The organism is Modestobacter sp. DSM 44400 (genome assembly GCF_900107175.1).
Taxonomy (GTDB): Bacteria; Actinomycetota; Actinomycetes; order Mycobacteriales; family Geodermatophilaceae; genus Modestobacter.
This window is the reverse complement of the sequence record NZ_FNOZ01000047.1, coordinates 18,634-32,109: the sequence shown is the minus strand read 5'-3', so window position 1 is coordinate 32,109 and position 13,476 is coordinate 18,634. Positions and strand designations below refer to the sequence as shown.

Annotated in this window: 13 protein-coding genes; all 13 read right to left on the bottom strand. The window is 73.4% G+C overall.

Features of this window, described 5'->3' with window-relative positions:
• Positions 1-969 precede the first annotated feature (969 nt).
• The 13 genes from BLW04_RS27685 to BLW04_RS20565 all read right to left on the bottom strand — a co-directional run bounded on the left by BLW04_RS27685 (position 970) and on the right by BLW04_RS20565 (position 13,230).
• A complete protein-coding gene (locus tag BLW04_RS27685) occupies positions 970-2,316 on the bottom strand; it encodes a class I SAM-dependent methyltransferase (protein WP_091546793.1) in 1,347 nt (448 codons plus the stop codon).
• Between the two features lie 40 nt (positions 2,317-2,356).
• Positions 2,357-2,755: a cupredoxin domain-containing protein gene (locus BLW04_RS20620; RefSeq protein ID WP_091546789.1), complete on the bottom strand. Its 399-nt coding sequence runs from the start codon at positions 2,753-2,755 to the stop codon at positions 2,357-2,359.
• Entirely contained in the window at positions 2,752-4,059 is a 1,308-nt protein-coding gene (locus tag BLW04_RS20615) for a cytochrome c-type biogenesis protein CcmH (RefSeq protein WP_175484173.1), read from the bottom strand. The genes BLW04_RS20620 and BLW04_RS20615 overlap by 4 nt, the downstream gene beginning before the upstream one ends.
• Complete coding sequence (locus BLW04_RS29350) at positions 4,056-4,784, bottom strand: TlpA family protein disulfide reductase (protein WP_091546784.1); 729 nt, start codon at positions 4,782-4,784, stop codon at positions 4,056-4,058. Before BLW04_RS29350 ends, BLW04_RS20615 begins: the two co-directional genes overlap by 4 nt.
• Entirely contained in the window at positions 4,784-6,904 is a 2,121-nt protein-coding gene (locus BLW04_RS20605) for a heme lyase CcmF/NrfE family subunit (RefSeq protein WP_091546779.1), read from the bottom strand. Before BLW04_RS20605 ends, BLW04_RS29350 begins: the two co-directional genes overlap by 1 nt.
• Positions 6,901-7,404, bottom strand: coding sequence for a cytochrome c maturation protein CcmE (locus BLW04_RS20600; RefSeq protein WP_175484172.1), 504 nt, complete (start codon positions 7,402-7,404; stop codon positions 6,901-6,903). Before BLW04_RS20600 ends, BLW04_RS20605 begins: the two co-directional genes overlap by 4 nt.
• A gap of 88 nt (positions 7,405-7,492) precedes the next feature.
• Complete coding sequence (gene ccsA / locus BLW04_RS20595) at positions 7,493-8,269, bottom strand: cytochrome c biogenesis protein CcsA (protein ID WP_091546772.1); 777 nt, start codon at positions 8,267-8,269, stop codon at positions 7,493-7,495.
• A gap of 1 nt (position 8,270) precedes the next feature.
• Positions 8,271-8,951: a heme exporter protein CcmB gene (locus BLW04_RS20590; RefSeq protein ID WP_091546769.1), complete on the bottom strand. Its 681-nt coding sequence runs from the start codon at positions 8,949-8,951 to the stop codon at positions 8,271-8,273.
• Positions 8,945-9,628: an ABC transporter ATP-binding protein gene (locus BLW04_RS20585; RefSeq protein WP_175484171.1), complete on the bottom strand. Its 684-nt coding sequence runs from the start codon at positions 9,626-9,628 to the stop codon at positions 8,945-8,947. The genes BLW04_RS20590 and BLW04_RS20585 overlap by 7 nt, the downstream gene beginning before the upstream one ends.
• 8 nt (positions 9,629-9,636) lie before the next feature.
• A complete protein-coding gene (locus tag BLW04_RS20580) occupies positions 9,637-10,515 on the bottom strand; it encodes a cytochrome c biogenesis CcdA family protein (protein WP_305777668.1) in 879 nt (292 codons plus the stop codon).
• A gap of 652 nt (positions 10,516-11,167) precedes the next feature.
• Complete coding sequence (locus BLW04_RS20575; protein WP_091546760.1) at positions 11,168-11,377, bottom strand: hypothetical protein; 210 nt, start codon at positions 11,375-11,377, stop codon at positions 11,168-11,170.
• 160 nt (positions 11,378-11,537) lie between these two features.
• Positions 11,538-11,873: a DUF2933 domain-containing protein gene (locus BLW04_RS20570; protein ID WP_091546802.1), complete on the bottom strand. Its 336-nt coding sequence runs from the start codon at positions 11,871-11,873 to the stop codon at positions 11,538-11,540.
• Positions 11,874-12,207: 334 nt separating this feature from the next.
• A complete protein-coding gene (locus BLW04_RS20565; protein WP_254781827.1) occupies positions 12,208-13,230 on the bottom strand; it encodes a prolipoprotein diacylglyceryl transferase in 1,023 nt (340 codons plus the stop codon).
• Positions 13,231-13,476: the final 246 nt, after the last annotated feature.

Below are 13,476 nucleotides of genomic sequence, written 5' to 3'. Positions count from 1 at the left end.
CCCTCGGGTTCCGCAACCTCACCAACTACATCGCCCGATCCCTACTCGAGACCGGCGGCTTCCGCTCCCGACTACACCCTCGATCGCGATGAGCCGGATTGCGGCCGCGCACCAAGCTCGTCAGCGGGACGCTTCCTACGGGCCGGTCAGCAACGGCACCCGGTGTCGGCACAGCCAGACACCGGCCCGCATCGTCAAGGTTCGACTTCATCGTGCGGAGCTCTAGCGCTCAAAGCGCAGAGCTTCCGGGCGGCAGAAGCGCGGCGAGATCGGCGGCGGGCCCGCCGATCTCGCCGGTTCGATATCTGGCCTGACAGCGGTGTACGTGTGCATCACCGCGGCCGACCAACCGATACCCCCAGACTGCGTTCACGGCTCGGCGCATCGAGGAACAAACCCGGCCATGACCTGGGAAGACAGCTCAGCGACAGTGGAGACTAATCGAGGTAGTCGCGCATTAAGGATGCCTGAACGATGTGCTGACCTGCGTCCAAGCAGGCAGCTCAGGAGCGGTGTGCATTGAAATATCCTGGACTGGCTACCCGCGCCGGCCACGGGACGCGATCCGGCTGGCCGACGTCCCCGGCCACTCGCTTCCTTGGCTACTGCTGGTCGCCCGCAACATGGTGGCCAACCACCGGCGCTCTAGCTACCGCGGTGCGGTGATGCAGGGTGAGCTGGCCCGGTTGCAGCTGGTGGGTGGACCTCCCCTTTCGCTGGGGAAGCATGGGAGGAACCGTCTTGTCCTTTGGTGCGCTCGCCGTGGTGGGGTTGCTCGGTTGGTCAGGAGCTGGCCGCTCCGTGGAAGCAGCGTGCCGAGGGCGATGCGCGCCAGTCCGGCGGTCCTCGGCAGAGTGGGGGCGCCCGCCGGGACCGCCCGGGTGGCTCGCCGCCGGAGTCGCCCCCGGCCGCCCCGCCGCCTGATCGCAGCTCGGTATCGCTGGGCGCCGGTGCGGCATGTCCTGCCGGTCACGGCGCGGCCGCCGGTGCCGGGCTTCCGGCTGGGACCGCACAGCCGAGGATGTGCGTGGTCGGCGGGGCGTAGGGCAGTGGGCGGAAGGTGAACCGGTCCATTGCGGTGATGGCGAACCCGGCGGCGGCGATGGCGGCGGCGGTGTCCCGGTTGAGGCGGCAGCCGCCGGCGCAGGCGGCCCAGGCCGGGGTGAGGGCGTCCTGCAGCCGGCCGCGCAGCCGGCCGGGGGAGCGGACGTGTTCGTAGAAGCGCAGCTGGCCGCCGGGGCGCAGAACCCGGCGGATCTCGGCGAGCGCCTGTGGCAGGTCGGGGACCGAGCACAGCACGAGGGAGGCGACGACGGCGTCGCAGCTCCCGGTGGGGATCGGTAGGGCGTCGGCGGTGCCGTTGAGGACGTCCACGGGCACGGCGGCCGAGCCGGCGGCATGTTGGGCGTGGGCGCGCAGGGTCGGTTCGGGTTCGACCGCGAGCACTCGGGTGACCGCGGGTGGGTAGTGCCGGAAATTGAGCCCGTTGCCGGCGCCGACCTCGCCGACCGTGCCGGACAGGCCGGCGAGTAGGACGCGACGGTGTGCGACGACGCCTCGCCGGTCGGCTCGTTCGCTGACCCGCAGATAGGTCCGGGCGAACCGCGGGTGCGCCATCTCGCCTTCTTGGGCGGTCTCGTCCAGGCCGAATGACATCACGCGGGCCGGACGGAGAGTGCCGACGGCGACGCGAACGTGCCCGCCGTGGAACTCCTCGAGGACGGCGTCACCAGCCAGCCGGTGCAGGGCGCGCCACGGGCTGTGGGACGAGGAGCCGCGGGGGCGGGCGCCGCCGAGCCGGGCCAGCAGCCGCCATCCCGGCCGCTGCCAGTGCGGCGCGGTGTCCGGCGGGGCGAGTTCGGCCAGCGCCATCCGGAACGGCCCGGTCGCGGCCCTGGCGGCCAGCGCTCGCCAGACCGGGGTGTCATCGTCGAGCAGGCTGAGCACGTAGCAGGCGGTCACCGCGTCGACGGCCTCGGGATTCAGGCCGCCCCGGGTCAGCGCGCCGGTGATGTCGGTGATGTCGTCGTGGATCAGGGTGACGTTGTTCCAGCCGGCGCCGCGGACGCGGTCGGCGGCGGCGGTGAGCATGCCTGCGCTGGCGTCGACGCCGATCACCCGGCCGGTGTCCCCGACGGCCTGGACCAGCGCGGGGAAGTTCAGGCCGGTGCCGCAGCCGAGGTCGAGCACGGTGTCGCCGGGCTGGGCGCCCAGCAGCGCCAGCGCGCGCGCCCGCGGACGGGCGTACAGCCAGCGCTCCAGGGAGATCAAGTCGTAGCCGCGGGCGATGAGGTCGTAGCGGCGCAGGCCGGGCATCGCGGTCCCTTCGGTTGCGGTCGGGCGGTCGAGGCGGGGGTCAGCGGGCGATCCGCAGGGTGGTGTGCATGCCGGCTTCTTCGTGGCCGGTCACCTCGCAGCTCAGGGTCAGGGTGGTCCCCGCCCGGGTGGTGATGGTGAGGGTTGCGGTGCCGCCAGGGGCGAGCAGCGGGGTGTGCGCGTGCAGGCCGGGACCGGACACGTGCAGGTCGTGGGCGGTGGTGCCGGTGTTGGTGACGGTGAGCCGGTCGACGCCGGCGCTGAGCGCGGCGCTGGAGGTGGCGATCTGCCACTCCAGCAGGCCCACCCGCAGGTCCGCCGAGGCCGGGGCGGCGCCCGCCGTGGAAGTCGTGGTGGCGTCTGCGGCGCCGCAGCCGGCCAGGGCCAGGAAGGCGGCCACGGCGATCGGGGCGGCGGCGGGGGCCGGCTGCCGGGTCATGGGGTCTGTCCCAGCAGGCCACGGATGATCCCGGCCTGGGGGGTGTCGGGAGCGAGGGCCAGGTAGCGGCGCAGGGTCGTCGTGGCTTGGGGGTCGCCTGCGCCGCGCTGGGCAAGGCCCAGCAGGAGGACGACCTGCGGGTCGTCGGGTCGCTCCTGCGCGAGCGGGGTGAGCAGGGGGAGCGCCTCTTTGGGGGCGCCACCGCGGGTGAGCAGCCAGGCGTACTGCTCGGTGGCGGGGGTGTTGCCCGGGTCGAGGGCAAGGGCGGTGCGGTAGGCGGGCTCCGCGTCGGCCAGCTGCCCGGCCTGGTCCAGCGCGGTCGCGTAGGTAAGCCACGCCGCCGGGTCCTGCGGGCGCGCCCGGGTTGCGTCCCGCAGGGCGGCCAGCTGCGCGCCGGCGGCTCCGGACGCGGCGGCGGGGGGTGCGGAGGCGAAGTCCCCGGTGATCACCGCACCGGCCGGCCGGTCGCCGACCGCGCGGGTCAGGGTGACGGCGAGCAGCCCGGCGAACAGCACCGCGGCAGCACCCAGCGCGTAGCGGGAAACCCGCCGGCGCGGTGCGGCCGGGCGGCCGTCGGCGCCAGCGGGCGCCTCTCCGGGTTCGAGTGCCTCCGCGGGCTCGAGCTCGGGGCTGTGGTCGGGGTCGGGCGGCGACGCGACGACCGGCTCGGGGTGGTCGCGCAGCGCGACGGCGAGCCGGGCCAGGGCCCCGTCGACGTCTGCCTCGCCGGCCGGGTCGACGTCGGCGTCGAGGCGGGCGGCGTGCAGGTCGGCGAGCGCGGCGGCGACCGGCTCGACCAGGTCGGCGGTGGGCGGGGCGGTGGCGAAGACGGCCGCGGCGTCGAGCTCGGCGGCGGGGATCTCCTCGGATCGTCCGGGTGCGGTGCTCGCGCGGCGGCGCAGGGTGCGGGCCACGAGCAGCCCCCCGGCCAGCAGCGCCACGGCTGGGGCCAGCCAGAGCAGCCAGCCGATACCCCGCCGGGGCGGGGCGAGCAGGATCCAGTCGCTGTAGCGGTTCACGAAGTAGCCGCGGATCTGGTCCGCGGTCGCGCCGGCGGCGACCTGCTGTTCGACCTGCTGGCGCATGCCGGCGGCGATCGAACTGGGCGAGTCGGCGACCGAGAGCCCCTGACAGGTCGGGCAGCGCAGGGTGCGCTCCACCGCGACCGCCCGCTCGTGCGGGGTGGCCGGGCCGGCCGGCTGGCTGGCCTGCCAGACTCCGGCCGCACCGAGCGCCAGCAGCGCGACGGCAGCCAGCCCGATCAGCAGCCGCTGAGGTGACCGCGGGCGGTGCGGCCGACTCACCGTGACCCTCCCCCGGGGGCCAAGAGAGGGACCACGTGCGCGTCGATCCAGTCCGGGGTCACAGCGCCGACGGCCTTCTCCCGGATCATGCCGGCGCGGTCTAGGACGTAGGTCTCCGGCACCCCGAAAGTGCCCCACGCGATCGCGATCTGCGCGTTCGGATCCTGCACGCTGGGATAGGCTGCGCCGCCCATCTCGGTGAGGAACTTCTGGGCGTCGGCGACGGTGTCGCTCATGTCGACGCCGATGATCTGCAGGCCCCGGTCGGCCAGGCCGCGTTGGGCGGCGGTGAGCACCGGGTGCTCCTCGCGGCAGGCCGCGCACCAGGAGGCCCACACGTTGACCATCACGACCTTGCCGCGGTAGTCGCGCAGGTCCAGCGGGGCGCCGTCGAGGGTGGTGCCCGACAGCGGCGGCGCCGGCTTGTCGATCAGCACCGAGCGGACCACGGAGGGGTCGCGGCCGAAACCGACGCTGAAGACCACGGCAGCCAGCGCCACTAGTCCCACCAGTAGAGCTGCGCCGACGATCCGCCGCCGGCGCCGGCGGGGACGCCTGTTGGTCACGCCGGGCCCGGTGAGCTCGGTCCCGGCGGGCGCAGGGCTCGCGGGCGTCTGTACACCTGGCGCGACCGTCGGCGGGGTCTGGCGGGGGGCCTCGGTCGGCGCGGTGGCCGTCGGCGGGGTCTGTGTCGGGGTGGGCGTGGTCTCGGGGCTGGTGGCCATCAGGGCACCTCGGCGTAGGGCTCGTCGGCCCGATCGGACCCGGGCGTGTCCGCGGTCGCTTCTCCGGCAACCACGTCGCGCGCGGGATCGTCCTTCGCCGCCGCAGCTCCGGCCGGAGCGTCGGCTGCGGGGTCATCTTCGGGAAGGGGGTGGCGGCGGCGCCGGGATTCGGGCCAGCCGGCGACCAGCGCGCCGGCAGCCATCACGACCGCGGAGATCCACAGCCACACGACCAAGGGGTGCACGGAAAGGTTGACGACCGCCCAGGTGCGGGCGTCGTCGGTCTGCTCCAGCGTCAGGTAGGCGTCGCCGGCGAGGGTGGTGCGCACCGAGGGGGTGCCGATCGCCTGCGTGCTGTTCGGATAGAAGCTCAGTGCCGGGGCGTACACCCCGACCGGCTGACCGTCGTGGGACAGCGCCAGCCGGGCGGACACCCACATCCGGCGGGCGTCGCGGTGCCGGTCGATCCCGACCAGGGTCGCGCTGTAGTCCCCGACGGTGACGGACTCCCCGATGTGCAGCGTGCGTTGGGCCGCGGTGGTGTAGCTGGAGGAGGCGGCCACGGCGACCGCGGCTAATACCACACCGACGTGGACCAGCATGCCGCCGTAGAAGCGGCGCCGCCGGCTGAGTACCCGGCCCGCGGCGGCCGTCGCCGACAAGGCCTGGCGGCGGCGGACCTGCCGCACCGACCCCACGTACTGCCAGCCGATCGCGGTGCCGACGAACGCGGCCGCGGCGAACGTTGTCAGCGGCGCGAGCCCGCGGACCCCGGCCAGCCCCAGCGCGCCGGCGGTGGCGACCGCGACCGCGGCCGGGCCGGCTAGCCGGCGCGCCACCGAACGCAGGCCGGCGCTGCCCCAGGGCACCAGCGGCCCGATTCCCATGAGCACCAGGATGGCCAAGATCAGCGGCACGGTGATCCGGTTGAAGTAGGGGGCGCCGACCGACAGCCGCTGCCCGCCGATCGCCTCGGCCAGCAGCGGGAACACCGTGCCGATCAGCACCGTCAGCGCCAACGCGGCAAGCAACAGGTTGTTGACCAGGAACACGCTCTCCCGGGACAGCCGCGCGCCCAGGGGAGAGTCGACGCCGAGCCGGTCAGACCGCCACACCAACAGCACCCCGGACACCACAAGCGCGACCAGGATGAACCCCAGCAGCACCGGGCCGACCGCCGACTGCGTGAACGAGTGCACCGACTGGATCACGCCGCTGCGGGTGAGAAACGTGCCGACGAGCACCAGCAGATAGGTGGCCAGCGCCAGGGATAGGTTCCAGACCCGCAGGGTGGCCCGGCGGGCCTGCACCAGCATGGTGTGCAGCAGCGCGGTGGCCACGAACCACGGCACCACGGCGGCGTTCTCCACCGGGTCCCACGCCCAGTACCCGCCCCAGCCGAGCACCTCATAGGACCACCAGCCGCCCATGATCACAGCGACGGTCAGCGCGGCCCACCCGGTCAGCGTCCAGCGGCGCACCGCGGCCACCCACACCGGCCCGGTCTGCCCGGTGATCAGCGCGGCGAGGGCGTAGGCGAACGGCACGGTCAGGGTCACATAGCCCACGTAGAGCAGCGGAGGATGGACCCCCATCAGTGGATGGTCCTGCAGCAGCGGATTCGGTCCCGGTCCATCCGCCGGGACAGGGGAAACGGTGGCGAAGGCGTCCCCCGCGAACAGGGCCAGGCCGAAGAAGAAGGCGCCGACGAGATTGAGCACCGCCAGCGCCCAGCCGTGCAGCGCGGACAGCTGGCGGCGGGCGCTGCGGGTGACGGCGACGGTGACCGCGGTCAGCAGCACCAGCCACAGCAGCAGCGAGCCGGCCAGCGCCGCCCACAGGCTGATGACGGTGTAGTAGGTCGGCAGCGCGCGGGAGCCGTTCTCCGCGACGTAGCGGATGGAGAAGTCATGGGTGAGCAGCGCCCACTCCATCGCACCGGCCGCCACCACGGCGGCGGCGAAGGCGCCGCCGGTGACGGTCGGGGCGAGCTCGGCGACCCGCGCCGGTGCCGGCCGGCCACGTTGCAGACCGGCCGCGAACTGTCCCCACCACATCCCGGCGAGGAGACAGGCCACCAGGCCGGCGGCCAGCGCCGCCTGACCGACGGCGGCGGTCACCGGCCGCCCCTGCCGGTCCCGGCCGGTGCAGCGCCGATGGTCGGTGGGGTGTAGCGCTTTCCGTCCGGACCGCGGTAGGTGTTGTCGTGCTTGACTATCAGCTCGTCGCCGTCCAGGACTCCGGCGGAGGTGTACCGGCCGTCGACCAGCGCGTCGCGGCCGGCGGCGAAAACCCCGTTAATCGGGCCGGTGAAGACGACGGGCACGTCGGTCACCCCGTCGGTGAGGGTGAACCGCGCCACCTGCCCGTCGCGTTGCAGGCTGCCGGGGGCGACCAGCCCACCCACTCGGACCTGCTTGCCGACCAGCGTCTGGTCGTGCAGCAGCTCGGTGGGGGTGCGGTAGTAGACCAGGGTGCGGTTGAGCCCGGCGACGGCGAGGATGGCGACCGCGCCGAGGACCACGACGACGACCACCACCAGGCGCCACCGGCGGGTGCCGGTCGACCCCGCCGCCGGCGGGTTGTCCGGGGTCCCGATGTTCGGGACTGTGGCGGTCATCGCGAGCGCTCCGGCCGAGTCCAGATCACATAGCCGGCCCAAAGGGCGGCGGTCAACAGGTAACCCGCGAGCACCCATCCCCAGCCGTTCATCGCGGGGCTCCGTTCTTGACGTGAATGGTCTTCGATGCCACCGGGATGGCGGCAAGGGCATCGACAGCGGCGGGAGCCGGTCGGTTGGGCACAGCGGGCGCGAGCCTCGCGGTGAGCTGGTCCAGGCGGCGCAGGAACACCCAGCCGGTGAGCAGGGTGAAGGCCAGGACCCCGGTCAGCAGCGCGGCGAGCATCGGTGCGGCGATTGGTGGGGCGCCGGGCTGGATCACGGTGGGTGGCTGGTGCAGGCTGCGCCACCACAGCACGGAGAAGTGCACGATCGGCACCTCGACGAACCCGAGCACCCCGATGACTGCGGCGCGGCGGGCGTTGACGTGCCGGTCGGGGGACAGTCCGCGCACCCCGAGATAGCCGACGTAGACCAGTAGCAGCACCGCGGTCGACACCAGCCGCGGATCCCAGGCCCACCACACCCCCCACACCGGGCGGCCCCACAGGCTGCCCAGGACCAGGGTGAGCGCGGTCAGCCCGGCGCCGAGCTCAGCCGCGGCTTGCGCGTGGGCGTCCCAGCGCAGGTCACGGCGCCACAAGTACCCAAGGCTGGCGACCAGCACGGTGGCGAACGCCAGATAGGCGACCCATGCGGCCGGCACATGCAGGTACATCAGCCGCTGCGGCTGGCCCTGCACCGCGTCCGGGGGAGCGACCCACAGCGCCAGGATCAGCATCGCCAAGGTCGCAACCCCGGCGCCGAGCCCGACCGCACGGCGCAACCAGACCCGCGGCGGGCGTAGGCCCGGTTCCACAGCCATCTCAATCCTCCAGCAGGGTGGGAAAGACCGCCCAGGTGACGGTCAGGGTGAGCAGGTCGAAGACGGCCAGCAGCGCCAGCCACGGCGCCGCGGGCACTCCGGTAGTGGCGGTTTGAGTGCCGGCGACCAGCGCCGGCAGGCTGGCTGGCAGCAGCAGCACGGCCAGCAGCGCCGGACGGCGGGTGGTCGCCGGCAGCAGCGTGCCCAACAGCACGGTCAGCGCGGCCACCCCCAGAGTCGCCACCACACCGCCGGCCAAGCCCGCCGTGGTGGCCGGCACGCCGAACAGCGTGGCCACGAGCAGGGTCGCCAGGCCCCAGCCGACCAGCAACCGCAGCCACATAGCGGCCAGCTTCCCGGCCAGCAACGCACCCGGGGCGGCCACGGCACGCAGCAGGTCCCAGGCGTCGTCGGCGGCCTCGGCGATTGCGACGGTGGGGGCCAGCGGCACCGCGGCCACCAGCACCGCGAACCACACCATGCCGGGTGCGGTCGCGGCGAACACGGCAGGCCGCGGGCCGAACGCCAGCCCACCGAGCAGCACCAGCACCCCCACAAACGGCGCGACGGTGACCAGCGTTTCCCGGCTCGCCTTCTCGATCGCGAGTTCCCGGCGCAGCAGCAGCCAGCCCTGCCGCAGCACAGTGACCCGCAGCGCGCTGGTCCGCGGTGCGGTCAGCATCCGGTCTCCCGCAACAGTCCGTTCTCCAACCGCAGCGCCGCATCGGCCAGGTCGGCGAACTGCTCGGGGCTGTGGCTGACCAGCAACACCGCCGTGCCGCGTGCGAGCAGCAGGTGCACCGCCGCGCGGACCTGCTCGACCCCAGCCGGATCCAGATGCGCGGTCGGCTCGTCCAGGCACGCCAGCGACGGGTCGCTGGCGGCCGCCAGCGCGACGCTGAGCCGGGCATGCTGCCCCGCGCTGAGCTCGCCCACCACACGCCCGGTCAGCTCTTCCAGTCCGGCCGCCGCGACCGCCTCGCCGACCGCGTTGATCGGGGTGCCAGCCAGCGCGGCGGTTTGGGCGAGTACCTGCCCCACGCGCAGCGAATGGCGCGCCCCCGCCCCCGGCCGTGAGTACACCGCCCGGCCGGCGCACACCCGCGTCCCGCCGCTGGGCGCCAGCAACCCGGCGGCCACCCGCAGCAGCGTCGTCTTCCCGGCCCCGTTGGGCCCATTGACCACCGCCAGCACACCGGCGTCCAGCCGTAGGTCGACCGGCCCCAGCACCGGCCGGTCGGCGAAGACCCGGGTCAGGCCGGCCAACGCAAGCGTCACCGCAGCAGTGACGGGCGCAGCGTTGATGGACGCGGCAGTGACGGGCGCGGTGGTGCCTGGCGCGGTGGCGGGGTCGGTCATCGCGCGGCTCATATCGGCAGGTACACGGAGCTCACCCAGACGCGCAACTGGACCATCAGCGTCCCCCAGACACCGGTCACCAGCAGCAGCCCGGTGGCCAACAGCAGCGCGCCCCCGACCCGGACCACCGCTCGTTGATGGCGCCGGATCATCGCTACCGCTCCCAGCGCCCGGCGCAGGCCGAGCGCGACGGCGATGAATGGCAATCCCAGCCCCAGGCTGTAGACCCCGGCCAGCAGCGCACCGCGCCCGGCGGTGCCGGTGCCGGCAGCCAGGGTGAGCACCGCGGCCAGCGTCGGGCCGATACACGGCGTCCAACCCAACGCGAACACCGCACCCAGCAGCGGCGCCGCACCCAGCCCGCTACGTGGGCGCCACGGGAGCCGGACCTGCCGGTGCAGCGCCGGCAACCACCCGAGAAATGCCGCCCCCATGACGATGACGATCACGCCGAGGATCCGCTGCAGCCCGGCCGCGTGGCCGTACAGCAACGCACCAAGCCCGCCGAACAGGCTGCCGGTGGAAACGAACACCGCGGTGAACCCGGCCACGAACAACACGCTGCCGGCCAGCACCCGCCGCCGGTCGGCGGCGGTGAGGCTCGGGCCACTCTCCGCCGCAGCAGCGACCGGTGCCCTGATCACCGTGGAAGTCGCCGGAGTGGGTCCGGCTGTGCCGGCGGCCGGGGTCGCCGGGGCGGCGAGACTGCGCCCGGCCAGCCCGGTGACATACGACAGATAGCCGGGCACCAGCGGCAGCATGCACGGCGACAGGAACGACACCACCCCCGCGGCCAGTGCCACCGGAATCGCCAGGAGCAAGGAGCCGCTCCCGGCGATCCCGGCCATCCGGTCGCCTATGGACGCCACCGCCAGCGCAACGCTCACCAGTCACCGCCTGACGTGGCTGGGGTCCCGGAGTCGGTCGTCCGAAGCTGCGGCGATGGGTTCCACCGCGCATTCATGGCGTTCTTTAGATGGCGCGGTCGTCCTTCGGTCGGGGCCGCGGGTGGCGCCAGTAGCCCCGGGGTGAGGACAGCGGCCGGTGATCGTCGCCCGTCACTGACGGCGGCGACAACTTCTGCCACACATGAAGGGGTCCCCACCCTGCGCCGGGCTGTCCGGGCCGGGAAGTGGTCTCCTCGCCGGTCAGACTCAGTGGGCGGGCCGGCCCGGCGGTGCCGGCGACCGGGCGGTTGGACGGCGGAGCAGCTGGGCGGTAGGGGCCTGGGCTGGGCCGCCACGCTGTGGGCGGTGAGCGATGCCCGCGGGCGTTCCTGGCGAAGGGCCGGCTCGCATCGCTCGCAACGCCTGGTTGGCCTCCCGCGGCCAACGGTCCGCCAGCGCCTCGACGACTGCCAGGTGTTGCCGGCCAAGGATCTACCTTTCCGAAATGCGCCAGAAGGATGGCCGTCGACGGGCATACCCGCCTCGTCGGAGCGTGGCAGCCAGGCGCCGACCGCATGACCCCTGATCTCCGCCTGCCGCCGGTCTGGGTCTCCTGTCGCGGAGCCTCTTACCGCGGATGGTTATCGGGAGTTCAGCGTCGTGGGCTGCGGTCGCGGTCGTCGGCACGCACCTGATCGAGCTCGGCGCGCAGCTGAGCCAGTTCAGCCTGCTGGGCCGGTGTCATCGACTGCTGCGGGGCTGCGGGCTGGTTATGCCCCCCGCCGCGCATCATCATCCACATCATCAGGCCCATTCCCAACGGGCAGGCGAGCAGCGCCAGGGATGAAAGCAGGTTCACCACGATAAATCTCCTTCGAGACGGGGCCGGTGGACGCGGGTGCCTGCGCTGACGGGGTGAGGGTCTCGCGCAGTTCCCGCTCGGTCGGATGACGCACGACAGTGACGCGGATGCAGGCCGGACCCGACCGAACCGGCCGTGGCAGCAGTCACGCGGCGTCTGGTCAGTTCAATGGATGGTCGTCGCGGCTGGCCAGCTGGCGGCGGGCGCGGGCGATCGTGATCTCCTCGCGCAACGCGCGCAGCTCCCGGTCGACATCCTCGGTGCCGGCGGTGGGAGGGAGGGTCATCGCCGGGTTCGTCGCCGGGTTCATGGCCGAGCCGCTCCCGCGGCGCATCTGCCAGGCCATCGCGCCCATCGACAGCGGGCAGACCAGGGCGATCAGCAGCGGCAGCGCCGCCGCCCCACCGGCCGGGGCTACCAGCCAGATCGCCACCCCGGCCACGACCAGGCCGACGATCACCTTCGGGTTCAGGCAGCACCGCAACGAATCGAACAACCGCCGCACCATCGTCTCCTGTCGTGCGTCATCGAGGAAACCGTTTACTAGAGGACATAGTAGATCATCCGGTGGCGAGCCGGGCACCTCGGTCGAGATGGGGTCCGGCGATGCGGATGCCGAGCGCCGGTGAGAGGCGGTGGGGGTCTGCGGAGGGGGTGTCCCGCGGGGGGCTGCGTGGGGGCCGTCGCGGGCGGGGAAGCAGGGCAAGACGCGTCGTGGCCGGCGCCTATCCCGCCGAAACCGGGCAGTAGGGCAGCCGGGCGAGCGCCGCTCCCTCGCGATCCGGCGCTCGGCGGGCTGGGCCGGCACGGGGCCGGCGACGGGCCCGTGGTCACCGGGCCGAGGCGAGCAACCAGGCCACGGTCGCGAGCAGCACGAGCGTCGCGAGGACCAGCGTGGCCTGCCGTCCCCAGCTGGTCTTGCGGGGGATCCCCCGTAGGGGGAACAGCAGCTGCCGGCCGCTGATGTAGGCGGCCAGGCCGGCGATGAACAGCAGGCCCCCGGTTGCCGGGCGGATGAGCAGGACCGCGGTCAGGGTGCCGGCCGCGACCAGTCCGGCCAGCGTGGATTCCATCAGCTGAACCGGGATGCGGCGCACACCGACGGCACGGTCGGAGGACCACAGGCCCCAGCGGGAGGCGGTCGGGCGCCCGGTGCAGCAGCCGCCGAAGAAGCAGCCGAGCCGGCCGATCATCAGCCCGAACAGCAGGCCGGGAGCAGTGGCGTCCAGCATCGGCCCGAGCGGAATGCCGGCCCACCAGCTGCCCAGGACGAGCGTGGTGACCGCGGCCAGGATGAAGCCCTGCACCGACATGCCCGCCCGCAGCGCGGACGTCTTCTGCTGCCGGTGGGTGAGCAGGTAATAGGTCTTGGCTCCGGCCAGCCCCAGCAGGCAGGCAACCAGCGAGATCCCCAGCAGCCGGCCGGCGGGCAGGTGACGGTTCGTGGCGAGTAGGAACTGCAGCGTCAACGCCACCACCGCACCCGAGGCCACCAGCGACGGCCAAGCGCCAAGGCGCGCTCCGGGCGCCCGTATCCGGGCGACGGGAAGGAAGATAGTGCTTCCGGTCGTCCGTGCCTTCGCCAGGCCGATCGGTCGTCCGGAAGTGCCGGCCGCGTCCGGCCGGGCGGACGTCACCGGCTCGGCAGTGACCTGCCACTCTCCCGAGGGGATGTCGTGCACGGTGGTGGACAGAGCAACCCGGCCACTGCCGGGAAGCACGTGGGGCAGGGTCCGCAGCACCTGGAAGGTGTCGCCCGTCGGAATCCCACTGTCCCCTAGGCGTCGTCCGGTGAGCTGCACGCTGATCGGATAGGGATCGCCGGCGGGTGCGGCGTCGAACCAATAGGTCACCGGCAGGCCCTGTGGTTCAACGTCCTGCAACGCGCTGCAGGTCCACGCCATCACCTGAAGCGGCCCGGTAGGCGCTCCGGTGACTGGGACTGGCGCGGCGACCGACGTCTCAGCCGCAGCCGTGGCCGTGGTGGCTATCGGCCGCGGGGCAGGCTGCGGGACAGGCCGCCCAGAGGCGGCGCGTCTGCTCGGCCCAGGCCCGGCAGCCAGGATCGCTTCCAGCGATGGCCCAGCCTCCGGCGGGGA

Excerpts from the sequence above, each read along its gene's own strand:
- BLW04_RS29350 (WP_091546784.1), bottom strand. The coding sequence starts at position 4,784 with ATGGCCACCAGCCCCGAGACCACGCCCACCCCGACACAGACCCCGCCG.
- BLW04_RS20590 (WP_091546769.1), bottom strand. The coding sequence starts at position 8,951 with ATGCTGACCGCACCGCGGACCAGCGCGCTGCGGGTCACTGTGCTGCGG.
- BLW04_RS20620 (WP_091546789.1), bottom strand. The coding sequence starts at position 2,755 with ATGACCCGGCAGCCGGCCCCCGCCGCCGCCCCGATCGCCGTGGCCGCC.
- BLW04_RS20585 (WP_175484171.1), bottom strand. The coding sequence starts at position 9,628 with ATGACCGACCCCGCCACCGCGCCAGGCACCACCGCGCCCGTCACTGCC.
- ccsA (WP_091546772.1), bottom strand. The coding sequence starts at position 8,269 with ATGGCTGTGGAACCGGGCCTACGCCCGCCGCGGGTCTGGTTGCGCCGT.
- BLW04_RS20600 (WP_175484172.1), bottom strand. The coding sequence starts at position 7,404 with ATGACCGCCACAGTCCCGAACATCGGGACCCCGGACAACCCGCCGGCG.
- BLW04_RS27685 (WP_091546793.1), bottom strand. The coding sequence starts at position 2,316 with ATGCCCGGCCTGCGCCGCTACGACCTCATCGCCCGCGGCTACGACTTG.